Source organism: Methylophilus luteus (assembly GCF_042676265.1).
GTDB classification, from domain to species: domain Bacteria; phylum Pseudomonadota; class Gammaproteobacteria; order Burkholderiales; family Methylophilaceae; genus Methylophilus; species Methylophilus luteus.
In genome coordinates, this window is record NZ_JBHTKB010000001.1 from 1,021,289 (window position 1) to 1,047,338 (window position 26,050).

Below are 26,050 nucleotides of genomic sequence, written 5' to 3' on the forward strand. Positions count from 1 at the left end.
TTTTTGTGGTTCAGGGCAAGCAAAGCAAGATACTCCATTCTTATGATTGCATTCGAGTTGCAAGCATAGCGAAAAGTTTACATAAGGCAGATGTAAAAATATTTTTTATATTTAAAATCAATTGTCTATTATTTTTTATTAATCCATTTTGTTATGAATATTTTCAACAGTAAAACCGTGATCATCACCGCCCAGGCGGCCAAGGTCAATTGTATGAACAAGGCAAAAGTGTCTTGCTGGCAGACTGCACCGAGGGCGGGGTCCAGACTATCGCAGCCAAAGGACACCACTGCAAATGCAAAGCCCGGCCCAAGATGCAAGATGGCCAGCCCATAAATCAACGCGCTTAACATACCACTCCACTACTTTGTTTATACTAGTTTCAGCGTGCTAGTACTAGTTCCAGTTATCGATTTTGACATCATCAGGCGAAGGCCGCCCCTGGCCGCTTTCTACCAGCATTTTCAAGCTCATGAGGAATGTTCCCCATTTCATATTGCAGTGCGCCATAAACTCCCCCGGCTCGGACCAGTCTCTATGACCAAACAGTACGATGGTGTAATCGCCATCCTGAATCAGGTCAAAGCTGGCATGGGTAGTCAGCCACTCTTGCGGCCCGGAGATAAATCGCCAGATCACCTGTTTGTCGGGCTGTAATGTCATCACCTCAAACTTGATCACACCTACGCTTTCACCAGCCACAGTTTTAAACACAAGTTCTATGGCACCACCCGGGGTTGAAACACCCGTTGCCTGTTTTGACCACCAGGCAGCGACGCCTTCAACCGTTGCAATCGCAGCATAAACTTTAGCGATAGGAGCTTTGATGCCTACTCTATGGATAATGTCTGCCATTCCTTCTCCCACTATTCTCAAACTTCAGGTGTCAAACTCCAGGTCTCAAACTTAACGCTTAAACGCCAGCACCAACACGCCGCTGGCCACCAGTGCCACGCCCAGCCATTCACGCGTTGACAGCCGCTCACCCAGAAACAGGAAAGCGAACACTGCCACCAGTACCAGGCTGAGTTTATCCACCGGCGCTACTTTTGAGGCTTCGCCCAGCTGTAGTGCGCGAAAATAGCATATCCACGAAGCACCGGTCGCCACGGCCGACAACACCAGGAACAACAATGAGCGTGCCGGCATAGCCAGCGGGTTGCTCCACTTGCCGGCAAACCACACAAACGGTGCCAGCACCGCGGTGATCACCAGCGTGCGTATCAGGGTGGCAAAGTCGGAATCTACGCCGTGGATGCCGATTTTGGCGAAGATGGCGGTCAACGCGGCAAAGCAGGCAGACAGTGCCGCCCAAAACAACCAGTCAGTCATCATATTGCTGCGCGCCTAATCAACATTCTGGCCTATGCGCCACAGCACGCCTGAAGGGTCGGCAATACAGAAGTCACGCATACCCCAGGGTTGCAGTGTCACTGGCCAGATCTTCACGCCATATTTGGCCACCACCCCGCTGTCTTCCACCTTTTGCCACCAGGCATCCACGTCTTCCACCAGCAGATGCATCATGTAGTTCTCGGCAAAACCTTCTGCACAGAAATCCTGCAGTAAAAAACTGCGATATTCATAGTGAAAATAAGCCACGCCGCCGCCTTCTGAGGCCATGGTGAAACCTATGTCCTGATAAAACTGTTTGGATATTGCAAAATCTTTGGCCGGCACAAAGGCCTTGATCTCTGTGACTTTCAGATTTGCCATGATGGTAGGTCTGCTCCGCGATGATGGTTGGATTGATTTGTATGAGTATAAATCAAGCTTGCTGCTTAGGTGCAAGCGTGTGGTGTTCAAGATGCAATGCCAGTACTACCCGGGCTATCAGATTCAGCGGTAATGGTTGCGCCAGCGGGAAAGATAGATTGCCTTTTTCACCGCGGTAAGCTGCCAGCGCGGTGATCAGCGCCTGGTCATGCCTGACCGGTGGGTAGATGCCTATGTGATTTTTAAATGCAGCGAAATAGAAGAACACGCGTTGGTCGTGGTAGGCAGGGATACGATAACTGATGCAGCGCGTGGCTGCGGGTAACAGGGTTTCGACCAGGTGCTGGATAGCTTGCAGCTTAGACCTGACTTCTGGCGCCAGGCCGGCAAGATAGTCGTCATGCGTTAGCAAAGCCATAGCCGCTTTCTGAAAACCTGCGTGCTTGCTGCGACTGCCAGGCTGGCAGCTTTATTCGGCAAGCTGCCAGTCCGGATTAAAGACTATCTCCCACAGATGGCCATCCGGGTCCTGGAAATAGCCACCATAACCGCCCCAGAAAGTATCCTGGGCCGGTTTCACTATGGCCGCCCCGCTCGCTTGCGCTTGCGCCATCAGTGCATCCACCGCCGCGGGGGAAGCGACATTATGCCCGATTGCAAAACTGGGTGTGCCTGGAGCTGTTGCGGCTTGCTTTGTTGTGCCAGGCGCTGCCGCCGGCAGGCCGGTATCATGCGCAAGGCTGGCCCGCGGCCAGATTGCCAGTTTGAGACCACCTTGCAGCTCAAAGAACACCACCGCGCCGTGCTCGAACTCGGTGCCCATGATGCCTTCAGTGGCCAGGCCCAGGCCGTCGCGATAAAACGCCAGCGAGGCTTGCAGGTCATTCACGGCCAGCGTGATGATACTGATATGGGCTTGCATGCGTCACCTGATCAGCATATACGCGCATAGCCCCAGCGAAGCGGTGGATAGCGCCAGTGACAGGAACAGCATGGTCTTGTAGGCAGTGACTTGTTTTTGTGCCTTTTGCGCAGCGGCTTCTATGCCCTGAATAGCCAGTTGCATCTTCTCGGCCAGCACATGCAGTGACTCTGCGTTCTGGGTCGCCGCCGATTGCAACTCCTCTATCTGCTTGGTTAATAAAGGGTCGACTTTGGCGACTTCAGGTTTGGGCGTAAACGCCGGGATCGCCGCGGTGGCCACTTGCGCAATATAAGGCGCGAAGGCTGTGATGATAGGTAAAAACTGAATAGCCACTTAAACCCCTCTCTGACTTGTAGACTTTAACTCATAGTACGGGCTGGGATGCCATACGTCTAGCCAAATTACGCTGTAGCCTAGCCGGCATCAGCCGTGTCTGGCCGCTTCAATGGCAGCGATATCTATCTTGCGCATCTGCATCATCGCCTCAAAAGCACGCTTGGCAGCAGCCGGATCCGGATCAGTGATCGCTGCTATTAATGCGCGCGGTGTGATCTGCCACGAAATACCCCAGCGGTCTTTACACCAGCCACAGGCACTCTCTTCACCACCGTTTGCCACTATGGCCTGCCATAAGCGATCGGTTTCAGCCTGGTCGTCGGTGGCGACCTGAAACGAGAATGCCTCATCATGTTTAAAAGCCGGGCCGCCATTCAGGCCCAGACAGGGGATGCCCATCACAGTGAATTCCACAGTCAATACATCGCCCTGCTTACCTGATGGATAATCGCCGGGTGCGTGGTGCACGGCCCCTACGCGACTATCGGGAAAAGTGGCGGCATAGAATTCGGCAGCGGCCTGCGCCCCACCGTCAAACCAGAGGCAGATCGTGTTTTTAGCAACGCTGGCTTTATCCATAAACTGGCTTCCTTCATAAAAAGTTAAAAACCATATATAGCGCGGTGGTGGTTTTAATCTTGACCAATCGTTGGCGATACAAGTTCTGGGTCACTCGCAGCGGTATTTTATTTTATTATCCGCCTACAATAATAAAAAATGATAATAATTGATATTTTTCAATATTTAATTTAAATTTAGTGCACCTTTAAAAAGAGTTCTATTTATGGATAGCATACCCTTGCAAACTCCTCAGACCAAGCTGTTCCCCAGCATAGTCGAGCGGCTGGAAGCGCTTAAATATAGCAAGCGCACCGAAGAGTCTTATATCCAGTGGATAAAACGCTTTATCACTTTTCATGACAAGCGCCATCCGCGCGAGATGGGTAGCGCAGAGATAGCCGCTTATTTAAACCATCTGGCGCTAGAGAAAAAGGTGTCGGCCAGCACGCAAAACCAGGCCAAAAGCGCGCTGCTGTTTTTATATAAAGAAGTGTTGCAGCGTGAATTGCCGCCTATGGAGAATCTGACCAGAGTCAAAGCCGATAAGCGTTTGCCGGTGGTTTTGAGCAAACATGAGGTGCAGGCCATACTGTCGCGGCTGGATGGCAGCATGTGGTTACTGGTGAGCCTGTTATACGGCAGCGGCCTGCGCGTAATGGAATGTTTGCGCCTGCGGGTAGCCGAGATAGACTTTGACCGGCTGGAGATACTGGTGCGCGACAGCAATGGCTATAAAAATCGCGTCACCCTGTTGGCGACCAGTCTGGTAGAGCCGCTCAAAGCCCATTTGCAGCAAGTGGCAAGTTTGCACGATGAAGACCTGGCCAAAGGTTTTGGCGAGGCCAGGATGCCGCCAGGGCTGGCAAATAAATATGCCGACGACAGCGCAGCGCTGACCTGGCAGTATGTTTTCCCCTCAGGCAAACTTTCAGTCGATCAGCAGACTGGCGCAGTCTATAGACACCATGCCGATGAAAAAACCGTGCAGCGTGCGGTGAAAAAGCTGGCCAAACAGGCCGGCATCCACAAGCAGGTGACACCTAACACCTTGCGGCACAGCTTTGCCACCCATTTGTTGCAAGGCGGGCAGGATGTGCACACGGTGCAGGCCTTGCTCGGCCATGCTGATGTGAGCACCACCTTGATTTATACCCAGGTAGTCAATACCGGCAGCCGCGGTGTCGCCAGCCCGCTGGATGTCATTTAACGGCAGTGATTTAACGGCAGTGATGCACGGCCTGCTTGTCAGGCAGCAGACGTCAGGTTCTTGATGCCTATCAGGCTGGCAAACTGTGCGGCCGGCATAGGCTTGCCGAACAGGCTGCCCTGCCCCTCTTCACATTTTTTCTCTTTTAAATAGTGGTACTGGCTTTTGCTTTCTATGCCTTCGGCGATGGTCTGCAGGTCAAAGCCATGCGCGATATCCAGCGTGGCACAGACCACGGAATCGTCCTGCTTGTGCTCCAGCATGCCATGCACAAAAGAGCGGTCTATCTTGATGCGCGTCAGCGGATAGGTTTTGAGCAGGCTTAACGAGGCATAACCGGTGCCAAAGTCGTCAAAGGCGATGCCCACGCCATACAGTTTGAGCTTGCGCAGTGCGTTCAGCACCACTTCATCGTTATCGAGGGCGATGTTTTCGGTGATCTCCAGTTCCAGCGCCTCTGGCGGCAAGCCGTGGCGGGCCAGTACATCCATCACCTCCTGCACCACGTTGCCGACGTGAAACTGCGCTTCAAACAGGTTGACGCCTATACGGAACTCGCTGGCGCCGTTGCGCCGCCAGTAAGCAGCCTGGGCACAGGCTTCATCCAGTATCCATGAACCGACGATGGCGGCCAGCGGCCCGCCTTCGAGTGCCGGTAAAAACGAGATAGGCGTCAGCACGCCGCGCTTGGGGTGGCGCCAGCGCAATAAAGCCTCTGCGCCTATCACCGCACCGCTGTTCAGGTTGACCTGCGGCTGGTAATAGAGCAGGAATTCACCCTGGTCTACGGCGCGGTGCAGCTCCATGGCGTACAGGCGGCGTGCCACTGCTTCCATGCGCAAAGCGGGTGTGAACAGAAACACCCGGCCGCGCCCGGACATTTTGGCCTTGAACAAAGCCAGGTCGGCATCGCTGACCAGTTCCAGCGCTTCCTGCGCATGCATAGGTGCCAGGGCGACGCCACAGCTGGCGGCGACACGGACTTCATGGCCGTCTATCAGGATAGGCATGGCGATGCGCTGTATGACTTTTTCAGCCAGCTGCATGGCGGCTTCGGCACTGACGATATTAGGTACTATGATAGCGAATTCGTCACCGCCTATGCGGGCGGCCAGCCCTGGCACATTGACCAGCTGCGACAACTGCACCGCCACTTGTTTGAGCACCGCGTCACCCAGCGTGTGCCCCAGCGTGTCGTTGACATCCTTAAAACCATCCAGGTCTAGCATAAACACGGCGGCAGGCTTGGGCAGGGTCAGGGTATCTTCTACCACCCGGTAAAAGCGCGCGCGGTTGGCCAGGCCGGTGAGCAGGTCGGCATTGGCACGCAGCCGCAATTCGGCCTCTTCCATGCGTTGCTCGGTGATGTCTTTGAGGATAGCCTCAAACCGCATCTTGCCGGACTCTTTCCAGGCAAACAGCGAAAAGCCGAGCAGAAAACGCGTGCCGTCTTTACGCAAGCCGGATATTTCAGAAAAGGTATCCAGATGGCCCAGGGTATCGGCGGCGATGGCTTTATCTATGGTCTCATGCAATATGGGGCGATCGCGCTCCGGCACCAGCATATCGACAGGCTGGCCTACGCCTTCTGACAGCGTATAACCATGCGAAAGTGCCGCCGCCGCGTTCCAGGCGATGATCTGCAGTTGCTCGTCAAACCAGACCACAGGCGTGGTTGAATTGCCGGCATATTTTTCAAAGGTCGGTCTATGGCGGTTGCTGGAGGTTTCTATGCGTCGCAGTTCCAGTCGGTCTGAGACGATATGCGCCAGTTCCACTAACCTGCGCTGATCTTCTGCAGAAAAATCCGGGTGCGGCTTGTTATCGATGACGCAGAACGCGCCCAGTGCTAGCCCGCCCGGCGAGCGCAGCGGTACGCCGGCATAGAATCTGACATTGGCGTCACCGGTGACCAGTGGATTATCGTGAAAGCGCTCATCGAGCGCGGTATCAGGCACCACCATGATCTGCGGCTGATTGATGGCATGCGCGCAAAAAGACACATCGCGCCGCATATCCGTTTCGCCCACACCCACTGCAGCTGCAAAAAACACATGGTCGCTGCCTATCATATTCACCGCCGCGACCGGCATATCAAACATGCGCGCGGCGATCTGCACAATAGGCTCTAAACTAGGAACCAGCCCTTCATCGTCAAACCCATGTTCATACAGCGCAGCGAGACGCTCTTGTTCATTGGCTAATATTGCAGGGCACTTCACTGCCTTCTCCTTAATAACTAGCGTAGGTATATCTGGTCTGGCACTTTGATAAAAGTATAGACAAAATCACATATATTTACACCAATTTTATTTCACGAACATGAAATCAGGCGGGCAAAGGCTGCCAGGCGTGCACTTCAAGCCCGGCACAAGCTTAAGGCAGAATTAACATTTGTTATTTATGCTTGCCATCGCCGATATGGGTCTGCCCACGCGCTTTGGCCAGTTTGACCTGTTTTTGCCGCTCGCGCAGAGAATCGCGTTTATCAGCAGAGAGTTTATGATAGCAATACGGGCAGGAAATTCCCGCCTCGTACTGTTCGCTGTGCATTTCTTCCTGCGTGAGCGGCATGCGGCAGGCGTAGCACTGCTCATGGTCACCGACTGCCAGCCCATGTTTGACCGCCACGCGCTGGTCGAAGACAAAGCAATCGCCCTGCCACAGGCTTTCTTCCTCAGGCACGGTCTCCAGATATTTGAGTATGCCGCCCTGCAAGTGGTACACCTCTTCAAAACCTTGTTGCTTCATGAATGAAGAAGCTTTTTCACAGCGTATGCCGCCGGTACAGAACATGGCCACTTTTTTATGTTTGGTGTTATCCAGGTTGTCAGCCACGTATTTGGGAAACTCGCGGAAGGTCGTGGTCTTGGGGTCCACCGCGCCTTTGAAAGTGCCTATGTGCACTTCGTAATCGTTACGCGTGTCGAGCAGGATCACATCCGGGTCTGAGATCAGTGCATTCCAGTCTTCCGGCTTTACATAGGTACCCACCACGTCATTCGGGTCTACGCCCTGCACACCCATGGTGACTATCTCTTTTTTCAGCTTGACCTTCATGCGGTAGAACGGATGGCTGTCGGCCCAGGATTCCTTGTGTTCCAGCTCTGCCAGGCGCGGGTCGCTACGCAGATAGGCCAGGATGGCGCGTATAGCATCCGGCTTGCCGGCGATAGTACCGTTGATTCCTTCATTGGCCAGCAGCAAAGTGCCTTTGATGCCCAGCATCAGGCATTGCTCCAGGATAGGCTGTTGCAGGTCTTTATAGTTTTCTAGGGTGACGAATTTATACAGCGCGGCGGTGAGGTATTGACTCATGTGCGGAATAGCTTGGTTGCAAAGAATGGCATTTTACCACCCTAAGCCGCTGAATGAAAAAGACAAACACGCAAAAAACAAACGGGCGTCGCGCCCGTTTGACTAATGTTGATCCAGATCAAAAAATGACCAGAGCAATCAACCACAAGATTATAGGATATGCAGGATCTCTGCCTTACCCAGGCCGCCCATATCGCCCATCCAGCGTTGTACGCGCAGGCTGCTGATGCTGGCAAAACGGCTATCGAGCAGCTTGAACGATTTATACAGGATATTCAGGAACGGTAACTGATGCAGGCCGCAATCTATCCAGGTCGCCTGTGGCGCAGGCGCTTTGGCCAGCAACAGGGTGCCGCGTTTCATGCCATAACCTAGGTAGGCGCCGGTAGTACCCAGCACGCCCAGGGTGCCGGCCATCATGTCAGAAGCACAATAATCACCGGCATCGCCTTCTATCAGCAACATGCCACGCCGCATGCGGTCACCTGCCCGCGCGCCGGCATTGCCTTTGCAGATCAGCACGCCTTGCTGCATCTGTGCGCCTAAAAAGTCACCGGCATCCTGCTCTACGATGACCTGGCCCAGCGTCATGCCGAAACCGATATAGGCATGGTAAGCACTGGTGTTTTTAAACACCAGTTGCACGGCGCCCTCAGTGTCATCTACGCTGATATCGAACACTTCAGCAGCAGTGAGATTCTTCGCCAGTTTGATGGCCTCTATCTCAGCCACGGTTTTAGCCTGCAAGGCTTGTGGCGACAAGGCGCAGCAATCAACCACGCGTGTGATGGCTTTGGCTGTTAATGTGATGATACTCATGCGACCTCCCCGCTTAAAATCGGGCGCAGTTTGAAGTGATGTGGCCCCAGCTTGCCGCCGTAGTTACCGGCAGAAATGCGCAGTATGCCATTGTCTTTACCAAGTCCACATGCGGCCTCAATACCCGCCTTCATCGATAACGCGATATCTTCAAACGTCAGGCCATTGACCACGATCTCCATCACGCTTTCCACGCGCGGGTCGAGCTCGCTCTTGACCACGCCTTTCAGCGTCGGACAGAACGCATCGTTGGTACTGGCAAACATTTTCGGGTATTTGCTACCGACTTTAGAGCCTGAGCGCACCACCCCACCAGGGAAAGGCATGATCACATTCGCAAACTTGCGCATGGCATCAATCGCTGCTTCACATGCCGTCAGCACTTGTGCCTGGCTGGTGCCCAGCACCAGGAAGTTGCCGCCACCGATGGCACGCACCATGCCAGTGGTTTCTTCAGTGAGGAACTCACCATCCATAACCGGGATGCGCCAGTAGCGCTTGAGCTTGCCGTCGGCATTGGCGATCTGTTTGGAGATCTGGTTGCCATCGCCGAAAAAGCGCAAATGCTTGCCCAGGCTGATCATGTCTTCTGACTCGATACCAGCAAAGGCTGCCGCCGTCGGGCAAGTGAGGATACATTGCCCCATGCGGGTTTCCAGTTGCTGCATCAACACTTTGCTGCCCATGGCAAACAGCAGCACGCTGACACCGGGACGGCCATCAGGCGTTTCTTCCGCTGTCAGTTCACGCTCTATGCCTGCCTCTACGCCACAACCGATCACGCTGGTGGCAAAGCCGGTCATGGCATTGGCTGCGTTATACGCCCAGCGCAGGTTTTGTGCGGTGATCAGCACGCGCGTGGCGCGCATATTGAATGCTTCAGCAAAGGTGTCGTCTATTTCTACGCCGTTAATGATCATCATGCCCCCTGCACATGATTAATGACATGGTTGCGGCCATCTTCCGCAATATGGTCATTACTGATTTTAAAATGTTGCATCTGCATGGTGTGGTATCTATCAAAATACTGCTTGATGTCTTTTTCCACCCCTGAATCAAATGCAGGCTTGGCGGTATGGGTAGCGCCCCACACCACCTTGATGACCTTGCCTTCTTTGACCACCAGCTGCCCATCCTTGAACACCAGGTCTGGCTTGGCAAACATGGCTTCTTTATCGGCTTGCTCGGTGTAAACGGTGATATCTGCCGCTGCCCCTACCCCTAAATGACCCCTGTCATGCAGGCCTATCAGTTTAGCCGGTGCGGCACGGGTCATGACGGCGATCTCATACAAGCTGTATTCGCGGTCCAGCGCCTTGAGGTTGCTCATGGCCTGCGCGTCGAGGTTGAGTTTATCGAACGCGTCGTTGCGGAAAGACCTGTCCATCAGCAAACGGATCAGATGCGGATAGCTGGTGAACGGCGCGCCATTCGGGTGATCAGTAGTGAGGAATACCCGCCATGGGTCTTCGACACTGAGGAAGATCTCCAGCCCTATCGCCCACTGCAAGGCATTGACGTAGTTTTCATCGCGGTATTTGAATGGCACCACACCACAACCGGCATCACACTCTATATCCATGATCACCGATTTTTTCGGATTGGCGACTTTGGCATTCAAATGCTGCATCATATTGTCGCCGGATGCGGTCACAGTCTGGCCAAACAGGATCTGGCCGACATCTGCAGTGATATGTTTGTTTGTATTGATCGCTTCGGCAATATTGGCAGCGGCAGAAGAGAATTTCTTGTCGCCTTCGGTGCCGTAGCTGTGAAACTGGATATGCGTCAGGTGCATGGGCAAACCATCGCTGGCGCCCATAGTGTCCAGCGTGGTCTGAAAGTTGCCAGCCACGCCCAGGTTGTTACAGTGCACATGCAGGGGCTTGGCAATGCCAAGATCGTTCACGGCACGGCTCAAAGCCTGCAGGATGCGGCGTGGCGTGATGTGGTAATGGCTGTGCTGCTGGTCCAGGTCCTGGCGACGCTCGTTGAATTTGAAAGCCGAGATACCGCCCGGGTTGACCACCTTGATGCCTATGGTCTGCGTCGCGTGTAAAGTCCAGGCCACATAATCATTGATCGTTTTCTGGTCAGCATTCTGGCTCAGCAGGCGTAGCAGGTAATCATCGTTACCCAGCATGGCGTAACCGCCTTTGTCTATCATGGGCGTATCGCCCATCTCCATATGTGCCTGGCGCGCATTGACAGCCAGGATAGCCGGCTCAAATGCTGCGGTATAACCCATCTCTATATAGCGCATGCCGGTGTCTGTGGTGTTCGGCGTCGCATGGTGGCTGCAGTTCGCGCCACAGATATGGGCTTCCGGCTCCTGCAGGCGGCGCATATCCTGATACTCGGGCAGCAACATACGCGCGATATTGACCTTGCCGCCGCCGATATGGCTATGCATATCAATGGCGCCGGCCATCACGATCTTGCCGTTCAGCTCATGCGCCTGGTCTATTTTTTCAGTCTCAGCCGGTTTGTCTATGATGCGGCCGTCACGGATATAAATATCTTCCAGCACGCCATCTTTATTCTGGGTAGGGTCTATCACCCTGGCATTCTTGAGTAAGGTGATCATGCCGGTTTCCCTTCATTCACTAGTGTTTCTTCTATCAATGCCACCACCTGCGACAAGGTCGCTACGGCAGAAGGTTTTGCCGCTGTCAGCGGCAAGGTCACCGAGCCATCGACGCGGAATTGCTGGCCACTGGTATCCAGGCCCGGGGTCGCTACCGGTATGAACACAGCAGGCGCGGTGCTGAATACGCTGTCAGCGGCGCCAAGCACGATGACTGGTGCGACATCCGCCGGCGGCATGGCTTCGGGGCTAAAGCTGTTCACCCACACCACGGCATCATGTTCCTGCCAGTTTGGCGCATCTATGATCACGCCATTAAGCCAGGTGTGTGCGTAATTGACACTGGTATCGCCATCGCTGCCACCCAGCGACAAACCCATGGCGCGGCTTTTCTGGTTGAGTGCGACCACGGTCTCGGTGATGTTTTCTATGGTGAGTTCAGCATGCTGGTAGTGCAGGTCTTTGGCGACCCAGACCAGAGTGGCGTATTTTGCTGTTTTCAGGGTATCTGCCAGCGCCTGCAAGGTGCTGACCTCGACCCCGGCCACGGCTGTGCCCGCCACCGGTTTATTCATGACCAGTGCGCGCAAGGCAGACACCACTTGTGGCAATTGCTCGGCAGCACAGTCTATCACTTGTGGCGCACGGCCATCCGGTGCCGTACCAGCCTGTGTTTTCAGCTTATCGCCACCCAGGTAAATGATCTGGCGGGCGCCAGGCTCGGTGAACATGGCTTCATCCACCCACACCACGCGCTCAAAAAAGCGTGCATTATGGCTGACCACATCGGTGCCTATCATGAGGATCACATCGGCACGGTTGCGCACTTCGGTCAGCGTGGTGGTCTGCCAGCCGCGGTGCTGCAACACTTTCATATTGCGCAAGGTGCTATCGGCATTGAGGTGGGTCATGGCGGCACCGCTATGGTTGGCCAGCCTGACCAGGGCACGGGCGCCATGCACATCGGTGCTGCTACCCGCGATCAATGGTGCTTTGGCCTGGCCTAACAACGCGGCAGCGGCGGCCACGGCTTCAGCCAGCGTGACTGGTTTGCCATTGACCTGCGGCTGCGCGGCGACTGTCTTGCGCGCGTAAAATTTTGCTGCCTTGCCGCACGAAAACTGCTGTTTGGCAATGGCATCCCCCGTAATATCGTCACATAGCAAGCCACAGGCTGGGCAGGCATGCATATTCTGTTCTGTATTAATCATTATGGAAAGATCTCTCGTCTACGTTGAAAAAGCCAACGCCATCGTTGAAAAACCATCACATCATACAAACATCTATACACTCTGGATAGAAAAAATAACGCTGGGAATGCGCGTTATTTACACTGTTAAAACCAAACCGGCTGCTGGCGGGTGAACCAGGCATCAGCCAGCCATGCATAAACAATCCGCAATCAAGGTTTATCTATCACGTTAAAAATAGTAGAATAGCTGTTTGATTTTTCTTGTTAATTAACTACACATTGGAGTTTTCATGGCTTTAGAGCGCACACTTAGCATTATCAAACCAGACGCGGTTGCAAAAAACGTGATCGGTCAAATCTACACCCGTTTTGAAAACGCCGGTTTGAAGATCGTCGCTGCTAAATTCACGCAACTGACACAAGCTGAAGCTGAAGGCTTTTATGCTGTGCACAAAGAGCGTCCTTTTTTCAACGACCTGGTCAAATTCATGATCTCCGGCCCGGTGATGATACAAGCACTTGAAGGTGACAATGCAGTATTGAAACACCGTGACCTGATGGGTGCTACTAACCCTAAAGACGCAGCGCCAGGCACTATCCGTGCTGACTTCGCTGAAAGCATTGATGCCAACGCTGTGCACGGTTCAGACAGCCTGGAAAATGCAGCGATTGAAATTAAATACTTCTTTGGTTAATCATTGAAGCTTCGTCATGACACGGCGTTGCCTGCTAAAAAACGATTTCCTTACATACTCGAATGTATGCGGCGTCATCATTTTTTAGCCTGCGCCTGATCTCATTTAGAAGCTTAAATGATTGAGAAGATGAGAAATGGAACTTTGGTTAATTTACTGAACTTAAACCAGCCGCAACTCGCCGATTACTTTAACAGTATCGGCGAGAAGCCTTTCCGCGCCAAGCAACTGATGCGCTGGATGCATCACTTCGGGGTGTTAGACCTCGACCAGATGACAGATATCGCCAAAGTCCTGCGTGAAAAACTGCGCCAGGAAACCGAATTCAAACTACCCGATGTGCAGTTGGAACAAGTTTCCGACGACGGCACGCGTAAATGGCTGATAGGCACCAACAACCTTAAAGACGGTACTGCCAATAGCGTAGAGACCGTGTTTATCCCCGAAGATGACCGTGGCACGCTGTGCATTTCCAGCCAGGTCGGCTGCGCACTTGAATGCACATTCTGCAGCACCGGCCGCCAGGGCTTTAACCGCAACCTCAGCGTGTCAGAGATCATAGGCCAGCTATGGGTGGCTAACCACTCGCTGCGCCAGGCCGAAGGCTACAACATGCTGCCTGCCAGTGACCGTATCATCTCCAACGTGGTGATGATGGGCATGGGCGAACCGCTGGCCAATTACGATAATGTAGTCACCGCCATGCAGATCATGCTCGACGACAGCGCTTATGGCTTAAGCCGCAGGCGTGTGACCTTATCGACCAGCGGCATGGTGCCGGCGATGGACAGGCTGAAAGAGGATTGCCCGGTGGCACTGGCAGTGTCATTGCATGCGCCGAATGATGCCTTGCGCGACGAGATCGTGCCTATCAACAAGAAATACCCGATCAAAGACCTGATGGCGGCCTGTGAACGCTACCTGGTCAAAGCACCGCGTGACTTTGTCACCTTTGAATACGTGATGCTGGATGGCGTCAATGACAGCATAGAGCACGCCAGGCAATTGCTGGACGTGGTGCGTGATGTGCCATGCAAATTCAACCTGATCCCGTTCAACCCTTTCCCTAACAGCGGCTATGGTACTTCCAAGCCCATGCAGGTACGCGCGTTTCGTGATATGTTAATGCAAGCTGGCTATGTGGTGACCGTCAGGAAGACCCGCGGTGAGGATATCGATGCCGCTTGTGGCCAGCTGGCTGGCAAGGTGCTGGACAAAACCCGCCGCACACAAAGAACCATTGCCATACAACCGGGCGAATAAGTGATGAGAACACATTTTTTTGCGCAACCCATGCTCTTGTTAGCGCTGGCCACCTGCCTGTGGCTGAGCGCTTGCGCGCAAAACCCATCTGCCAGCTCAAACAACCTGCCCTATGACCAGCAGCCCACCAGCCGCGAAACCGGCGATGAGGAATCTGCACGTGTGCACACCGAGCTGGGCGCCGAATACTTCAGGCTCAAACGTTACGATGTCGCGCTTGAAGAGTTCAACACTGCCACCGAGCGCAGCCCTGGTTATGCACTGGCGTATAACGGCCTGGGCCTGGTGTATGCGTCACTGGGCGATAAACCGCGGGCAGAAGCGGCTTTCCAGCGTGCGATCCAGCTGCAGCCTGCCAACTCAGAATCACATAACAACTATGGCCGCTTTTTATGTGACCAGGGCCGTTATGAAGATTCGCAAAAAGAATTCTTGCTGGCGGTTAAAAACCCGCTCTATAAAACACCGCAGGTGGCTTATTACAATGCCGGCGTGTGTGCCTTGCGCAGCAAACAGAAACCACAAGCCGAAAGCTATTTCAGCAAAGCCTTGCAGGTGGACCCTCTGGCACATGCCAGCGCTTACCAGCTCGCTAACCTGCAGTTTGCGCGCGGTGATGCCAGCGCGGCTTTGAGCACACTGCAAACCAGCGTCAGTGTCGCCCCTACCCCTGAATCACTGTTGCTGGCTGTGCGCATCTACCGTGCATTACAAATGCCGGATGAGGCACATCATTACAGTGTACAGTTGCATAAACTGTTTCCAAATTCCAACGAAACCAAACAACTGTTGAAAATGGAGTAAATGCAAGTGACGTCAGAAGATAACATCAACGTCAGCGCCCCTAACACAGAGGCGGCAGATAAACCCAAACGTGGTCGCAAGCGTAAGGTCGACACGGAAGCCACGCCTACACTGGTGCCCGCTACCGGCGTTGAGGCCCAGACCTATGACCCACTGACACCGACGTTAACAGGCGACACACACAGCATGCAACCTTCTACACCAGAAACGGCAACGCCACTCATTGAAGAAACCCCGCCTATTGAAGAAACACCGATAGTCACACTACCGGGTTCCGGATGCGGCAATGTGCTGAAAGCCGCACGCGAAACACAAGGGCTGAGTATCCATGAGGTCAGCAGCCATCTGCGCCTGGGGCCTAAACAGATACAGGCCATAGAGCAGGATGACTTTGACAAGCTGCCGCAACCCAGCATAGTGCGTGGTTTTATCCGCAACTATGCCAAGTTGCTGAATATTGATGTGACGCCGGTGCTGGCAGCTTACCAGCGCATAGTGCCCAGCACTGCGCCTTTGCCATTGAGTGTGAGGTCCAACGCCAGCCCATCGGTGATAGACAAACCGGCACGCACCATTAGGCCGCAGCGCATACTGACGTTTTTTATTTTCCTGATCCTGGCCGCGATACTGGCTTATTTCTATATCAACCATATCAAACCGCAGGCGCTTAAAAACGCCTCGCTGGCGCTGGATGTAGATGAGATCAGTGAAACCACCGGCCAAGACATCAATGTGCCGCCGGCAGTGACCGAGACTGTGTCACTGCCTGCAGCAGCAGATGCAACAGCTACTACTGGCCAGGCAGCCGCGCCAGCCACAGCAACTGCGACTGAACCCGCTGCAGGCATCGCGCCTGAAGCTGCGACTACCCAGACCCAGGCCCAGGTGGCGGAGCCAGCCGCAGTGGCAACCTCCACGCCTGACAGCACCATAGTCAGCACCCCCACCCCGGCTGCCAACAATGCGGTGGAGAGCACTACGCTTAAATCTGCAGACCCGCAAAAAGCCATACTGGTGTTCCGCGTCACTGAAGATTCCTGGGTGCGTATCGAGGATATGCAAGGCAAGAAGATACTCAGCGAAGTGCTGAGTGCCGGATCTGAGCACAATGTAGTGGCCGAAAAGCCGGTCAATGTGATTGTTGGCCATGCCCAGGGCACACAGCTGACCATAGACAACCAGCCTTATGACCTGACCCAGGCCACCCGTGGCCGTGTGGCCCGAATACAATTAAAATAAGCACAGTTTGAAATAAGCACAATTGAGAAGCATGATACAACGTCGAAACACCCGCCAGGTCATGATAGGCCACGTCGCAGTCGGCGGCGGCCTCTACGGCACCACTGCTTCGCCTGTGGTGGTGCAAAGCATGACCAATACTGATACTGCCGATGCCGAAGCTACCATACGCCAGGTGTATGAGTTATGGCAGGCCGGTTCTGAAGTGGTGCGTATCACGGTCAACTCGGCAGAAGCAGCCGCACAGGTAGCGACTATACGCAAAGGCCTGGATGCACTGGGTTGCAGCGTGCCCTTGGTCGGCGACTTTCACTTTAATGGCCATAAATTGTTGCAGGCTTATCCGGAATGCGCACAAGCGCTGGCTAAATACCGCATCAACCCGGGCAATGTGGGCAAAGGCAGCAAGCGCGACGAGCAGTTCGGCGCCATGATAGAAGCCGCCATCCACTATAAAAAAGCGGTGCGCATAGGCGTCAACTGGGGCAGCCTGGACCAGGCCAAGATGGCGCAGATGATGGATGATAACGGCAAGCTGGCCGAGCCGCTGTCTGCAGATGCGCTGATGCGTGAAGCACTGATCCAGTCAGCGCTGGAAAGTGCGCAGCAAGCCATAGACCTGGGACTTAGCCCGGACCAGATCATTATTTCCTGCAAGGTCAGCAATGTGCAAGACCTGATCCAGGTCTATAGCGACCTCGGCCAGCGTTGCGAGTACCCGCTGCACCTGGGCCTGACCGAAGCCGGCATGGGTTCCAAGGGCATAGTAGCGTCAACGGCGGCGCTGGCTATCCTGTTGCAGTCCGGCATAGGCGACACCATACGCGTTTCGCTGACGCCAGAGCCTAACGAATCGCGTACCAAAGAAGTGGTGGTCGCGCAGGAGATCCTGCAGACTATGGGCATACGCTCGTTCACCCCTTTGGTGACGGCCTGCCCCGGTTGCGGCCGCACTACCAGCACCTATTTCCAGGAGCTGGCGATGCAGATCCAGACCTGGTTGCGCCAGCAGATGCCGGTGTGGCGTGGCCAGTACCCCGGGGTAGAGACATTGAACGTGGCGGTGATGGGCTGCGTGGTCAATGGTCCAGGCGAATCCAAACTGGCTAATATAGGCATCAGCCTGCCTGGTACCGGCGAGACCCCGGTAGCACCGGTGTTTGTCGATGGTGAAAAAACGGTGACGCTGAAAGGCGAACGCATCGCGCAGGACTTCCAGTTGCTGGTGGATGAATATGTGCGTACCCATTATGCCGAAGGCGGTAAATTACGCGCCCACAAACCCAGCGTGATCCCTATCGTCGCCATCCCACAATAATTAAAGCAACGGCTGTTAGCAATGACCCAAAAATTCCAATCCATCAAAGGCTTCTATGACATATTGCCGGAAGCCACCCCGCTGTGGTTCAAGCTGGAAGACACCGCACGTGCCATTTTGAGCCAGTACGGCTACAACAATATCCGCATGCCTGTGGTAGAGCCTACCGAATTGTTCGTGCGCAGTGTAGGTGAACATACCGACATCGTCGAAAAAGAAATGTATGCCTGGCAAGATGCACTTAACGGCGACAAACTCACCTTGCGCCCGGAAGGCACTGCCGGCTGTGTACGCGCAGTAGTAGAACATAACCTGACCTATAACGGCCCGCAACGCCTGTGGTATATGGGGCCTATGTTCCGCCATGAGAATGTACAAAAAGGCCGCCAGCGCCAGTTCCACCAGATAGGCGTGGAAGCTTTTGGTTTTGATGGCCCGGATGTAGATGCTGAACAGATAGTGCTGCTGGCACGTTTGTGGCAAGCGCTGGGTATCAAGGATGTAGAGTTACAGATCAACAGCATAGGCGACGCTGATGAGCGTGCGCAATACCGCGAAACGCTGATCGCTTATTTTGAGCAGCATGCCGAATTGCTGGACGAAGATGCCAAACGCCGTCTGCACAACAATCCATTACGCATTTTAGATAGCAAGAACCCGCGCATGCAGGCCATGTGCGAAGCGGCACCCAAACTGATGGACGGCCTGGGTGATGCCTCTAAACAGCACTTCGCACAGCTATGTGCCCTGCTCACGCAAGCCGGCATAAACTACACCATCAACCACCGCCTGGTGCGCGGGCTGGATTACTACAACCGTACCGTATTTGAATGGGTGACCACCAAACTAGGCGCGCAGGGCACCATCGCCGGTGGTGGCCGCTACGACACCCTGGTAGAACGTATAGGCGGCAACGCCACCACCGCCTGTGGTTTTGGCATAGGCCTGGAACGCGTATTCCTGCTGATGCAGGAATATGGTGTCAGCGCCCACAACCAGCCTGACATTTACCTGGTCAATGTCGGCGAGCTGGCAGAACAAAAAGCCTTTACCGTGGCGGAAACCCTGCGTAATATGGGGCTTAGCGTGGTGCTACATGCCGGTGGTGGCAGCTTTAAATCGCAGATGAAGAAAGCTGACCGCAGCGGTGCCCGCTACGCTGCCATTTTTGGCGATGATGAAGCGGCCGCCAATGAGATCAGCCTGAAACCCATGCTGGGCCAGGGTGAACAGGCCCGCGTGCCATTCGAACAAGTATTAGGCATAGTGCAGGCTGCATAATTGCCATGCCAGGAGGCCAGCAGTTGCATGACTCACAGGTTTCCACTTATGACACGGGGCCACTTATGCACTGGCTGTTTTCATGATTAACACTCTAGCCCTCTCAACTCTGGCACCCCTATCAGATGACTGAAATTTTACGCATAGACCAGTTAAGCATCGTTCCGGCGCACACGCCGGAACGCAAACTGGTGCGTAACGTTTCGCTTTCATTATCGCGCGGCAAAACCACCTGCATCGTCGGCGAATCCGGCAGTGGCAAAAGCCTGACCGCACTCAGCGTGATGAAACTGCTCTCCCCGCAGCTGCATATGCAAGGCCATATCGTGTTTCAGGGCCAGGACCTTGCCAGCCTGGATGAAAAAGCCATGCAAACCGTGCGTGGCCGGCAGATAGGCATGATCTTTCAGGAGCCTATGACTTCATTAAATCCGGTACTCACCATCGGTTTTCAGATCGGTGAGCCATTGCAGACGCACCTGGGCTTGCGCGGCGTTGCGTTAAAACAAAAAGTCGCTGAGCTGTTGCAGCAGGTGGGCATAGACTCTGGCCGCGCCAACAGCTACCCGGATGAACTATCGGGTGGCCAGCGCCAGCGCGTGATGATTGCCATGAGCATCGCCTGCGAACCTGCCCTGCTGATCGCAGACGAGCCGACCACGGCGCTGGATGTGACAGTGCAGGCACAGGTATTGCGCTTGTTGAAGCAACTCAAAGACCGTATGCACATGGCCATGCTGTTCATCACGCATGATTTTGGCGTGGTGGCCGATATCGCCGATGAAGTGGTGGTGATGTTCAGGGGTGAGATCGTTGAAGTCGGCAGCGTCAGCCAGGTGCTGACCCAGCCGCAGCACCCATACACCAGAGCATTGCTGGCCTGTGTGCCGGATGCCGAAGGTAAAAAAATACTACAGCCTATGACCTATGACTGGCTGAGCCCGGCCTGATGGAACGCATATGACTGATCTTATCCTGCAAGCGCGCAACCTGAGAAAAACCTATATTCAGCGCACCGGTGCGCTGGGTTTAGGCAAGCAGACCATCACCGCACTGGATGATGTCAGCCTGCAGCTCAAACGCGGCACCACCCTGGCGGTGGTCGGCGAATCCGGCAGTGGCAAATCTACCCTGGCGCGCGGCATTTTACGTTTACTGGCGCTGGATAGCGGCGAAGTAGAGTTTGACGGCACAGACTTTCTGGCCCTGGATAAATCGGCCTTACGCCGCGCGCGACGCGATATCCAGATGATATTCCAGGACCCGTTCGCTTCGCTCAACCCGAGAATGCGCGTTGGCGATATCATCGCTGAAGGGCTGGTGATACACGGTATGGGCGATGCCAGCCAGCAACGAGACAATGTGCGGCAGATGCTGGAAAAAGTCGGTCTGCTGGCAGAGGACGCTCAAAAATACCCGCACCAGTTTTCTGGCGGCCAGCGTCAACGCATAGGCATCGCGCGTGCCCTGATACTGCAACCGAAACTGGTGGTGTGCGATGAGCCGGTATCGGCACTGGATGTGTCAGTACAGGCGCAGATCCTGTTGCTGTTAAAGCAGCTGCAGCAAGAAATGGGGCTCAGTTACCTGTTTATCACCCACGATTTGAGAGTGGTCAGACATATCGCCGACCAGGTGCTGGTGATGCAAAAAGGCAAAGTAATTGAGCAAGGAAGCGTAGAAAACATTTATAATGCACCCGATCAAATTTATACACAACAATTACTTAGCGCGATTCCCGGTCAGGGCTTGCGCTCAGCGATCACGTAATCACTCAAACAAAAAATAAGCAGGAAAATATCATGGCGTACGATTTGGAAGAACAGGAACAGCTGGACGAATTCAAAGTCTGGTGGAACAAGAACGGCAAGATGGTGACACGCCTGCTGCTGGCCGCCATCGTGGCCTTTGCCGGTTGGCAGGCTTACCAGACATGGATGGAAAACAAAGCCACTGCTGCTTCCACCGCTTACCAGACCCTGGTCAGCAACTCATTGCAGGACGTAGATGCTAAAAAAGCCGAGCAGATCAGCAATGATGCGCAGGCCTTGCAAAAAGATTACAGCATGACGCCTTATGCAGGCAGAGCGGCCTTGTTTGCTGCGCGTGCCTTGCACCAGGCCAAACAGGGCGAAGCGGCCGAAAAGCAACTGCAGTGGGCAGTAGCTGAAGCCAAAGAGCCAGCGATCAAGCACATGGCAGCGATTGAGATCGCCGGCCTGCAGATAGAGCGCAATGCACTGGATGACGCCAGGAAAACACTGGAAGCCATCGACGACAGCGGTTTTGACGGCCTGAAAAACAGCATGCTGGGCGATATCTACATTGCCAAAAAACAGGATAAAGAAGCAAAACAGGCTTACATTCAAGCACTTAAAGGCCTGGACCCAGAAGGAAAACTGTTTTACCTGACCCAGCAAAAACTGGACGCACTGGGTTAACATGCAACGCTTGCCTAGCTCAAATAATCTGCCTATGAAAAAACCTCATTTGCTCAACAGCCTGACTCTGGCTGCCATATTGCTGCTAGGCAGCGGCCTGTCTGCCTGCACCGCTTTCAATGACGTTAAAACCAATCTGAGCGAAAGCATTTTTGGCGCGGAACCTGCCAACCCGCCAGTCGAACTTGAAGAGATCAAAAGTTCTTACGAAACACGTATCGCCTGGTCTACCGACGTCGGTGAGCCGGGCCGTTTCACCTATGCGCCAGTGCTGGCGGATAACATGGTCTATGCAGTCAACGCCGAAGGCACCGTCACGCAACTGGCGGCAGACAATGGCAAGATCCAGTGGCAGACCGAGTTGAACGAGCCTATCAGCAGCAGCGTAGGCCTGGGCGGCGGCCTGATACTGGCAGGCACCAGCAAGGGTCACTTATACGCCTTGAATATGAATGGCAAAAAACTGTGGAACGCCATCCTCAGCAGCGAGGTTCAAGGCCAGCCCCGTTATTTTGATGGCACCGTGATAGTACGCACCAGCGATCACCATATTTACGGCATAGATGCCGCAGATGGCCGTCGCAAATGGGTATATGAACGCGCCACCCCTTCGCTCTCACTGAAGAACCAGGCCGGTATCGTGGTTGACGGCGGCGCTGTTTATGCCGGTTTCCCGGGTGGTAAACTGGTTGCTATCCGCGCCGACAATGGCAAACTGCTATGGGAAGCCACCGTAGCGCAGCCTAAAGGCGTGACCGAGATCGAGCGTATCGCCGATATCACCAGCCTGCCATACGTCGATGGCGCTATGGTCTATGTCGTGGCCTATCAGGGCAAAGTCGCCGGCGTAGACCGCCAGCGCGGCCAGGTCGCCTGGAGCCGCGATATCTCCAGCTATGTAGGCCTGACCGTTGATAACAACAAGATCTATTTAAGTCACACCATAGGTTCTGTCTACTCGCTGGATACCAGCAATGGCAAAACTTTCTGGCGCCAGGGCAACCTGGGTTACCGCCACCTGACCGTGCCATTGCCTATGAGCTCTGTGGTCGCGGTGGGTGATCTTGAAGGCTATATACACCTCCTCAGTCAGGATGATGGCAGCTTTGTAGGCCGCACTCAGCTTGGCTCCAAACCAATCATGTCACTGGTTGCAGGGACTAATAACCAGTTTCTAGCACAATCACGTGATGGGCACATTTATGCCGTCACATACAAGTAATGTTACCTACCATTGTTCTAGTCGGCCGGCCAAACGTCGGCAAATCCACTCTTTTTAACCGCCTGACAAGGACGCGTGACGCGCTGGTTGCAGACCTGCCCGGCCTGACACGCGACCGTCACTACGGGCGCGGCCTGGGTGCCAGCCAGCCTTACCTGGTGATAGACACCGGCGGTTTTGAACCTACCGCTGATAGCGGCATCCTCAAGGAAATGGCCAAGCAGACCCTGCTGGCCATAGATGAAGCCGATGTCATCATCTTCCTGGTCGATGCGCGTGCCGGGCTCACCCCGCAGGAATTCACCATTGCGCAGACCTTGCGCAAGGCACAACGCCCGGTGCTGCTGGCCGTGAACAAAACCGAAGGCATGCGTAAAGCAGTGGTCAGTGCCGATTTTCACGAGCTGGGCATAGGCGAACCGCTCTCCATCTCCTCCGCCCATGGCGAAGGCGTGCGTGACCTGATAGAGATCGCGCTGGAAACCATGGTCGCCAAAGAAGAAGAATCCTCGCCACCAATCAACCCGGATACGCCAAGGATAGCCATCGTCGGCCGCCCTAACGTAGGTAAATCCACCCTGGTCAACGCCCTGCTCGGTGAAGACCGTGTGATCGCGTTTGACGAGCCAGGCACGACGCGCGACTCGATAGAGATAGACCTCGAAAAAGACGGCAAACACTACACCATCATAGACACCGCCGGTGTGCGCAAGCGCGGCAAAGTGTTTGAAGCAGTAGAAAAATTCTCGGTAGTGAAAACCATGCAGGCGATCGAAGACGCCAACGTCGCCATCCTGGTGGTCGATGCCAAGGAAGGCATCACCGAACAGGATGCACACGTCGCCGCCTATATTCTGGACTCAGGCCGGGCACTGGTGGTCGCCATCAATAAATGGGATGGTTTACAAGACGATGAACGCGAATGGATCAAACGCGAGATCGACCGCAAACTGCAATTCCTGGACTTTGCCAAATTCCACTATATTTCTGCCCTGCGCAAAAAAGGCCTCAACGAGTTACTCGGTTCAGTGGATGTCGCCTTTAAGGCCGCCATGGCCAAGCTGGCCACGCCGCAGCTCACGCGCGTACTCGGCGAAGCCACCACGCAGCACCAGCCACCGATCACACGCGGCATACGCCCCAAATTGCGCTACGCGCACCAGGGCGGCAGCAACCCGCCTATCGTGGTGGTACACGGCAACCATATCGATGGTATCAAAGACAGCTATACCCGCTACCTGGAAGGCATCTTCCGCAAAGCCTTCCAGCTGGTAGGCACGCCACTCAGAGTGCAATATCACAAAGGCGACAACCCGTTTGACAAAGAAGACGAGCGCAAACAAGGCGAAGGCCTGGTCACCATGCGCCGTCGCAAGAACGAGTTGCGCGCCAAACTCAAGCAGCGTAACGAAAAGAACAAGACCAAAAAATAATTCTTTTTTGAATCAGGTTTTAATTTGGGCATGCCTGGGTTAAAACTTGATTGAATCATTCTGATATAACGCTTTGATTTAAAAGTCTTTTACTAAAAGCGTTATTTGATAAGTCTGCCAATGCGTGTGTTCTGCAATCCTGTCATAACAGGCTCTTGCACGCTGATTATCTTCTGCCGTCACCCAACGGACCACTGACCACTGGCTGGCCTGTCCGATAGCAACAACTGTTTTAATCAATTGCCGGGCAATGCCCTGCCCTCTTGCCTCAGGCAACACAAACAGATCGTCCACATAGCCACCCATACTTGCGGCCAATGGGCGCACAAATGTCCGGAAATGCAAAAAGCCGATTACATTCCCCACTTGATCCACTGCCACCAGTGCAGAAACTAATGGCGCGGATTGATGTATCCAATGCCACACCTGCTCACGCATCCCCTGAGTTTGCTCAACAGCATAGAATTCAGCATACGCGGCATATAGTTGATTCCATCCAGCATAATCATTGACTTCAATTGCGCGTATTGTGAGCGGAAGATAATGGGTCATACGAGTAATATCCGGTGAATAAAATCGAGAAATAAAAAAGGGACCTAAGGTCCCTTTTTCAAAATAAAGCATTGCAGGGATTAGCGCAGCATTGGCAGCAAGCTCTTAGCATTTAGGCCCAGCTCGTGGCCCATACTCGCACCGAGTTTTTTGGCGAAACGGTCAACCACGGTCTCCTGGTAGGTGAAATCCACGATCTCGGATTCTTTGATCACTTCGCGTGCCACGTAATCAGCACTGCCTTCAGCGTCAGCCAGGCCGAGTTTGATGCTTTCTTCGCCATTCCAGAACAAGCCGCTGAAAGTTTCCTGAGTCTCTTTCAGGCGGTTGCCACGTCCATCACGCACCACTTTGATAAACTGCTGGTGTATCTGGTCCAGCATGTTCTGTGCAAACGCTTTTTGCTTTGGATTCTCAGGCGAGAACGGGTCCAGCATGCCTTTGTTCTCACCGGCGGTCATCAGGCGGCGTTCTACGCCGACTTTTTTCATTAATTCGGTAAAACCGTAGCCATCCATCAACACACCTATAGAGCCGACGATACTGGCTTTATCGACAAAGATCTTGTCCGCCGCCACTGCGATGTAATAACCACCCGAGGCGCAGATATCTTCTACCACCGCATATACCGGCACTTCAGGGTGCAGTTTGCGCTGACGGTGTATCTCGTCATTGATAATGCCGGCTTGTACCGGGCTGCCGCCTGGGCTGTTGATACGCAAGATGATGCCTTTGGTGCCTTTATGGTCGTAAGCATCTTTGAGGCTGCTGATGACGGCATCGGCATTGACCTGGCCACCCGCTTCGATCACGCCATTGATATCTATCAGGGCCGTGTGTGCCAGCGAGGAGTTCTTGTTCGCCCCTACCCAGCCCAGCAGCATCAGCAGTAGGAAGAACAGGTAGATAAAAGTCAGGGATTTGAACAATACCGACCAGCGCCTTGAAACCTTTTGTTCCTGCAAGCCGGCCAGGGCTATTTTTTCCAGGCTGCTGATAGCCGAATCCTGAGAGGCCTGGCTATTTTTTAGTTGTGGCGACTGCGGGTTTTCTTCTTGCATAACTCAACTTTCATTAATAAATTTTAGTCAGTTTAACGATTTTAATCAGTTTGCCACTATTTAGTCATCATGCGCTGAAA

28 protein-coding genes are annotated in these 26,050 nt (G+C 54.0%); 12 read left to right on the forward strand and 16 right to left on the reverse strand.

Annotation, left to right across the window (positions count from 1 at the left end; genetic code table 11):
- Positions 1–128 precede the first annotated feature (128 nt).
- From ACFQ1Z_RS04605 to ACFQ1Z_RS04640, 8 genes are all read right to left on the reverse strand, one after another.
- Positions 129–353, reverse strand: a complete 225-nt coding sequence (locus ACFQ1Z_RS04605; protein ID WP_379055986.1) for a hypothetical protein — start codon at positions 351–353, stop codon at positions 129–131.
- Positions 354–396: 43 nt separating this feature from the next.
- Positions 397–855: an SRPBCC family protein gene (locus ACFQ1Z_RS04610; protein ID WP_379055987.1), complete on the reverse strand. Its 459-nt coding sequence runs from the start codon at positions 853–855 to the stop codon at positions 397–399.
- A gap of 51 nt (positions 856–906) precedes the next feature.
- Positions 907–1,335 (reverse strand): EamA family transporter, encoded by a 429-nt coding sequence (locus tag ACFQ1Z_RS04615; protein WP_379055988.1) that lies wholly within the window; start codon positions 1,333–1,335, stop codon positions 907–909.
- 12 nt (positions 1,336–1,347) lie between these two features.
- On the reverse strand, positions 1,348–1,716 hold the full coding sequence (locus tag ACFQ1Z_RS04620; RefSeq protein ID WP_379055989.1) for a VOC family protein: 369 nt from the start codon (positions 1,714–1,716) through the stop codon (positions 1,348–1,350).
- A 52-nt stretch (positions 1,717–1,768) separates the two neighbouring features.
- Positions 1,769–2,134 carry an iron chaperone gene (locus ACFQ1Z_RS04625; protein ID WP_379055990.1) on the reverse strand — a complete coding sequence of 122 codons (366 nt, stop codon included), beginning with the start codon at positions 2,132–2,134 and terminating at the stop codon, positions 1,769–1,771.
- Between the two features lie 51 nt (positions 2,135–2,185).
- Positions 2,186–2,638, reverse strand: coding sequence for a VOC family protein (locus ACFQ1Z_RS04630; RefSeq protein WP_379055991.1), 453 nt, complete (start codon positions 2,636–2,638; stop codon positions 2,186–2,188).
- Positions 2,639–2,641: 3 nt separating this feature from the next.
- On the reverse strand, positions 2,642–2,974 hold the full coding sequence (locus ACFQ1Z_RS04635) for a hypothetical protein (RefSeq protein ID WP_379055992.1): 333 nt from the start codon (positions 2,972–2,974) through the stop codon (positions 2,642–2,644).
- 90 nt (positions 2,975–3,064) lie between these two features.
- Positions 3,065–3,556 (reverse strand): VOC family protein, encoded by a 492-nt coding sequence (locus ACFQ1Z_RS04640; RefSeq protein ID WP_379055994.1) that lies wholly within the window; start codon positions 3,554–3,556, stop codon positions 3,065–3,067.
- 205 nt (positions 3,557–3,761) lie between these two features.
- Between ACFQ1Z_RS04640 and ACFQ1Z_RS04645 the strand changes: the two genes are divergently transcribed.
- Positions 3,762–4,745, forward strand: coding sequence for an integron integrase (locus ACFQ1Z_RS04645; RefSeq protein ID WP_379055995.1), 984 nt, complete (start codon positions 3,762–3,764; stop codon positions 4,743–4,745).
- 38 nt (positions 4,746–4,783) lie between these two features.
- Here the strand turns inward: ACFQ1Z_RS04645 and ACFQ1Z_RS04650 are convergent, their stop codons facing one another.
- From ACFQ1Z_RS04650 to ACFQ1Z_RS04675, 6 genes are all read right to left on the reverse strand, one after another.
- Positions 4,784–6,967, reverse strand: coding sequence for a putative bifunctional diguanylate cyclase/phosphodiesterase (locus ACFQ1Z_RS04650; RefSeq protein WP_379055997.1), 2,184 nt, complete (start codon positions 6,965–6,967; stop codon positions 4,784–4,786).
- A gap of 175 nt (positions 6,968–7,142) precedes the next feature.
- Positions 7,143–8,063 carry an oxygen-dependent tRNA uridine(34) hydroxylase TrhO gene (trhO, locus tag ACFQ1Z_RS04655; protein WP_379055998.1) on the reverse strand — a complete coding sequence of 307 codons (921 nt, stop codon included), beginning with the start codon at positions 8,061–8,063 and terminating at the stop codon, positions 7,143–7,145.
- Positions 8,064–8,213: 150 nt separating this feature from the next.
- On the reverse strand, positions 8,214–8,882 hold the full coding sequence (locus ACFQ1Z_RS04660; protein ID WP_379056000.1) for a GltB/FmdC/FwdC-like GXGXG domain-containing protein: 669 nt from the start codon (positions 8,880–8,882) through the stop codon (positions 8,214–8,216).
- Positions 8,879–9,802: a formylmethanofuran--tetrahydromethanopterin N-formyltransferase gene (fhcD, locus tag ACFQ1Z_RS04665; RefSeq protein ID WP_379057169.1), complete on the reverse strand. Its 924-nt coding sequence runs from the start codon at positions 9,800–9,802 to the stop codon at positions 8,879–8,881. The genes ACFQ1Z_RS04660 and fhcD overlap by 4 nt, the downstream gene beginning before the upstream one ends.
- The gene (locus ACFQ1Z_RS04670) at positions 9,802–11,469 is read right to left on the reverse strand and encodes a formylmethanofuran dehydrogenase subunit A (protein ID WP_379056001.1); all 1,668 of its coding nucleotides are present in this window, start codon (positions 11,467–11,469) and stop codon (positions 9,802–9,804) included. The genes fhcD and ACFQ1Z_RS04670 overlap by 1 nt, the downstream gene beginning before the upstream one ends.
- Positions 11,466–12,680 carry a formylmethanofuran dehydrogenase gene (locus tag ACFQ1Z_RS04675; RefSeq protein ID WP_379056002.1) on the reverse strand — a complete coding sequence of 405 codons (1,215 nt, stop codon included), beginning with the start codon at positions 12,678–12,680 and terminating at the stop codon, positions 11,466–11,468. The genes ACFQ1Z_RS04670 and ACFQ1Z_RS04675 overlap by 4 nt, the downstream gene beginning before the upstream one ends.
- Positions 12,681–12,951: 271 nt before the next feature.
- Between ACFQ1Z_RS04675 and ndk the strand changes: the two genes are divergently transcribed.
- The 11 genes from ndk to der all read left to right on the forward strand — a co-directional run bounded on the left by ndk (position 12,952) and on the right by der (position 24,357).
- Positions 12,952–13,356, forward strand: a complete 405-nt coding sequence (ndk, locus tag ACFQ1Z_RS04680; protein ID WP_379056003.1) for a nucleoside-diphosphate kinase — start codon at positions 12,952–12,954, stop codon at positions 13,354–13,356.
- A 144-nt stretch (positions 13,357–13,500) separates the two neighbouring features.
- Positions 13,501–14,619, forward strand: a complete 1,119-nt coding sequence (gene rlmN / locus ACFQ1Z_RS04685) for a 23S rRNA (adenine(2503)-C(2))-methyltransferase RlmN (protein ID WP_379057171.1) — start codon at positions 13,501–13,503, stop codon at positions 14,617–14,619.
- Between the two features lie 3 nt (positions 14,620–14,622).
- Positions 14,623–15,423, forward strand: a complete 801-nt coding sequence (pilW, locus tag ACFQ1Z_RS04690; RefSeq protein WP_379056005.1) for a type IV pilus biogenesis/stability protein PilW — start codon at positions 14,623–14,625, stop codon at positions 15,421–15,423.
- The gene (locus ACFQ1Z_RS04695; protein WP_379056006.1) at positions 15,424–16,662 is read left to right on the forward strand and encodes a helix-turn-helix domain-containing protein; all 1,239 of its coding nucleotides are present in this window, start codon (positions 15,424–15,426) and stop codon (positions 16,660–16,662) included.
- Between the two features lie 31 nt (positions 16,663–16,693).
- Entirely contained in the window at positions 16,694–17,980 is a 1,287-nt protein-coding gene (gene ispG / locus ACFQ1Z_RS04700) for a flavodoxin-dependent (E)-4-hydroxy-3-methylbut-2-enyl-diphosphate synthase (protein ID WP_379056008.1), read from the forward strand.
- Positions 17,981–18,001: 21 nt separating this feature from the next.
- Positions 18,002–19,261 carry a histidine--tRNA ligase gene (gene hisS, locus ACFQ1Z_RS04705; RefSeq protein ID WP_379056009.1) on the forward strand — a complete coding sequence of 420 codons (1,260 nt, stop codon included), beginning with the start codon at positions 18,002–18,004 and terminating at the stop codon, positions 19,259–19,261.
- Positions 19,262–19,386: 125 nt separating this feature from the next.
- Complete coding sequence (locus tag ACFQ1Z_RS04710; protein WP_379056011.1) at positions 19,387–20,211, forward strand: ATP-binding cassette domain-containing protein; 825 nt, start codon at positions 19,387–19,389, stop codon at positions 20,209–20,211.
- Between the two features lie 10 nt (positions 20,212–20,221).
- Complete coding sequence (locus ACFQ1Z_RS04715; RefSeq protein WP_379056012.1) at positions 20,222–21,031, forward strand: ATP-binding cassette domain-containing protein; 810 nt, start codon at positions 20,222–20,224, stop codon at positions 21,029–21,031.
- 32 nt (positions 21,032–21,063) lie between these two features.
- Positions 21,064–21,702 (forward strand): YfgM family protein, encoded by a 639-nt coding sequence (locus tag ACFQ1Z_RS04720; RefSeq protein WP_379056014.1) that lies wholly within the window; start codon positions 21,064–21,066, stop codon positions 21,700–21,702.
- Between the two features lie 34 nt (positions 21,703–21,736).
- Positions 21,737–22,924 carry an outer membrane protein assembly factor BamB gene (bamB, locus tag ACFQ1Z_RS04725; RefSeq protein WP_379056016.1) on the forward strand — a complete coding sequence of 396 codons (1,188 nt, stop codon included), beginning with the start codon at positions 21,737–21,739 and terminating at the stop codon, positions 22,922–22,924.
- On the forward strand, positions 22,924–24,357 hold the full coding sequence (gene der / locus ACFQ1Z_RS04730; protein WP_379056017.1) for a ribosome biogenesis GTPase Der: 1,434 nt from the start codon (positions 22,924–22,926) through the stop codon (positions 24,355–24,357). Before bamB ends, der begins: the two co-directional genes overlap by 1 nt.
- A gap of 78 nt (positions 24,358–24,435) precedes the next feature.
- Here the strand turns inward: der and ACFQ1Z_RS04735 are convergent, their stop codons facing one another.
- Together ACFQ1Z_RS04735 and ACFQ1Z_RS04740 are read right to left on the reverse strand one after the other, a co-directional pair.
- Positions 24,436–24,981, reverse strand: a complete 546-nt coding sequence (locus tag ACFQ1Z_RS04735; RefSeq protein WP_379056018.1) for a GNAT family N-acetyltransferase — start codon at positions 24,979–24,981, stop codon at positions 24,436–24,438.
- A gap of 8 nt (positions 24,982–24,989) precedes the next feature.
- Positions 24,990–25,970: a S49 family peptidase gene (locus tag ACFQ1Z_RS04740; RefSeq protein WP_379056020.1), complete on the reverse strand. Its 981-nt coding sequence runs from the start codon at positions 25,968–25,970 to the stop codon at positions 24,990–24,992.
- Between the last annotated feature and the right edge of the window lie 80 nt (positions 25,971–26,050).

Coding starts and splice junctions, on each gene's coding strand:
- ACFQ1Z_RS04625 (WP_379055990.1), bottom strand. CDS start 2,134: ATGGCTTTGCTAACGCATGACGACTATCTTGCCGGCCTGGCGCCAGAA.
- ACFQ1Z_RS04675 (WP_379056002.1), bottom strand. CDS start 12,680: ATGATTAATACAGAACAGAATATGCATGCCTGCCCAGCCTGTGGCTTG.
- ndk (WP_379056003.1), top strand. CDS start 12,952: ATGGCTTTAGAGCGCACACTTAGCATTATCAAACCAGACGCGGTTGCA.
- ACFQ1Z_RS04605 (WP_379055986.1), bottom strand. CDS start 353: ATGTTAAGCGCGTTGATTTATGGGCTGGCCATCTTGCATCTTGGGCCG.
- ACFQ1Z_RS04715 (WP_379056012.1), top strand. CDS start 20,222: ATGACTGATCTTATCCTGCAAGCGCGCAACCTGAGAAAAACCTATATT.
- ACFQ1Z_RS04630 (WP_379055991.1), bottom strand. CDS start 2,638: ATGCAAGCCCATATCAGTATCATCACGCTGGCCGTGAATGACCTGCAA.
- ACFQ1Z_RS04615 (WP_379055988.1), bottom strand. CDS start 1,335: ATGATGACTGACTGGTTGTTTTGGGCGGCACTGTCTGCCTGCTTTGCC.
- ACFQ1Z_RS04640 (WP_379055994.1), bottom strand. CDS start 3,556: ATGGATAAAGCCAGCGTTGCTAAAAACACGATCTGCCTCTGGTTTGAC.
- ACFQ1Z_RS04710 (WP_379056011.1), top strand. CDS start 19,387: ATGACTGAAATTTTACGCATAGACCAGTTAAGCATCGTTCCGGCGCAC.
- hisS (WP_379056009.1), top strand. CDS start 18,002: ATGACCCAAAAATTCCAATCCATCAAAGGCTTCTATGACATATTGCCG.
- bamB (WP_379056016.1), top strand. CDS start 21,737: ATGAAAAAACCTCATTTGCTCAACAGCCTGACTCTGGCTGCCATATTG.
- trhO (WP_379055998.1), bottom strand. CDS start 8,063: ATGAGTCAATACCTCACCGCCGCGCTGTATAAATTCGTCACCCTAGAA.
- pilW (WP_379056005.1), top strand. CDS start 14,623: ATGAGAACACATTTTTTTGCGCAACCCATGCTCTTGTTAGCGCTGGCC.
- ACFQ1Z_RS04645 (WP_379055995.1), top strand. CDS start 3,762: ATGGATAGCATACCCTTGCAAACTCCTCAGACCAAGCTGTTCCCCAGC.
- ACFQ1Z_RS04735 (WP_379056018.1), bottom strand. CDS start 24,981: ATGCTTTATTTTGAAAAAGGGACCTTAGGTCCCTTTTTTATTTCTCGA.
- ACFQ1Z_RS04695 (WP_379056006.1), top strand. CDS start 15,424: ATGCAAGTGACGTCAGAAGATAACATCAACGTCAGCGCCCCTAACACA.
- ACFQ1Z_RS04660 (WP_379056000.1), bottom strand. CDS start 8,882: ATGAGTATCATCACATTAACAGCCAAAGCCATCACACGCGTGGTTGAT.
- fhcD (WP_379057169.1), bottom strand. CDS start 9,802: ATGATCATTAACGGCGTAGAAATAGACGACACCTTTGCTGAAGCATTC.
- ACFQ1Z_RS04610 (WP_379055987.1), bottom strand. CDS start 855: ATGGCAGACATTATCCATAGAGTAGGCATCAAAGCTCCTATCGCTAAA.
- ACFQ1Z_RS04720 (WP_379056014.1), top strand. CDS start 21,064: ATGGCGTACGATTTGGAAGAACAGGAACAGCTGGACGAATTCAAAGTC.
- ACFQ1Z_RS04620 (WP_379055989.1), bottom strand. CDS start 1,716: ATGGCAAATCTGAAAGTCACAGAGATCAAGGCCTTTGTGCCGGCCAAA.
- ACFQ1Z_RS04740 (WP_379056020.1), bottom strand. CDS start 25,970: ATGCAAGAAGAAAACCCGCAGTCGCCACAACTAAAAAATAGCCAGGCC.
- ACFQ1Z_RS04670 (WP_379056001.1), bottom strand. CDS start 11,469: ATGATCACCTTACTCAAGAATGCCAGGGTGATAGACCCTACCCAGAAT.
- ispG (WP_379056008.1), top strand. CDS start 16,694: ATGATACAACGTCGAAACACCCGCCAGGTCATGATAGGCCACGTCGCA.
- der (WP_379056017.1), top strand. CDS start 22,924: ATGTTACCTACCATTGTTCTAGTCGGCCGGCCAAACGTCGGCAAATCC.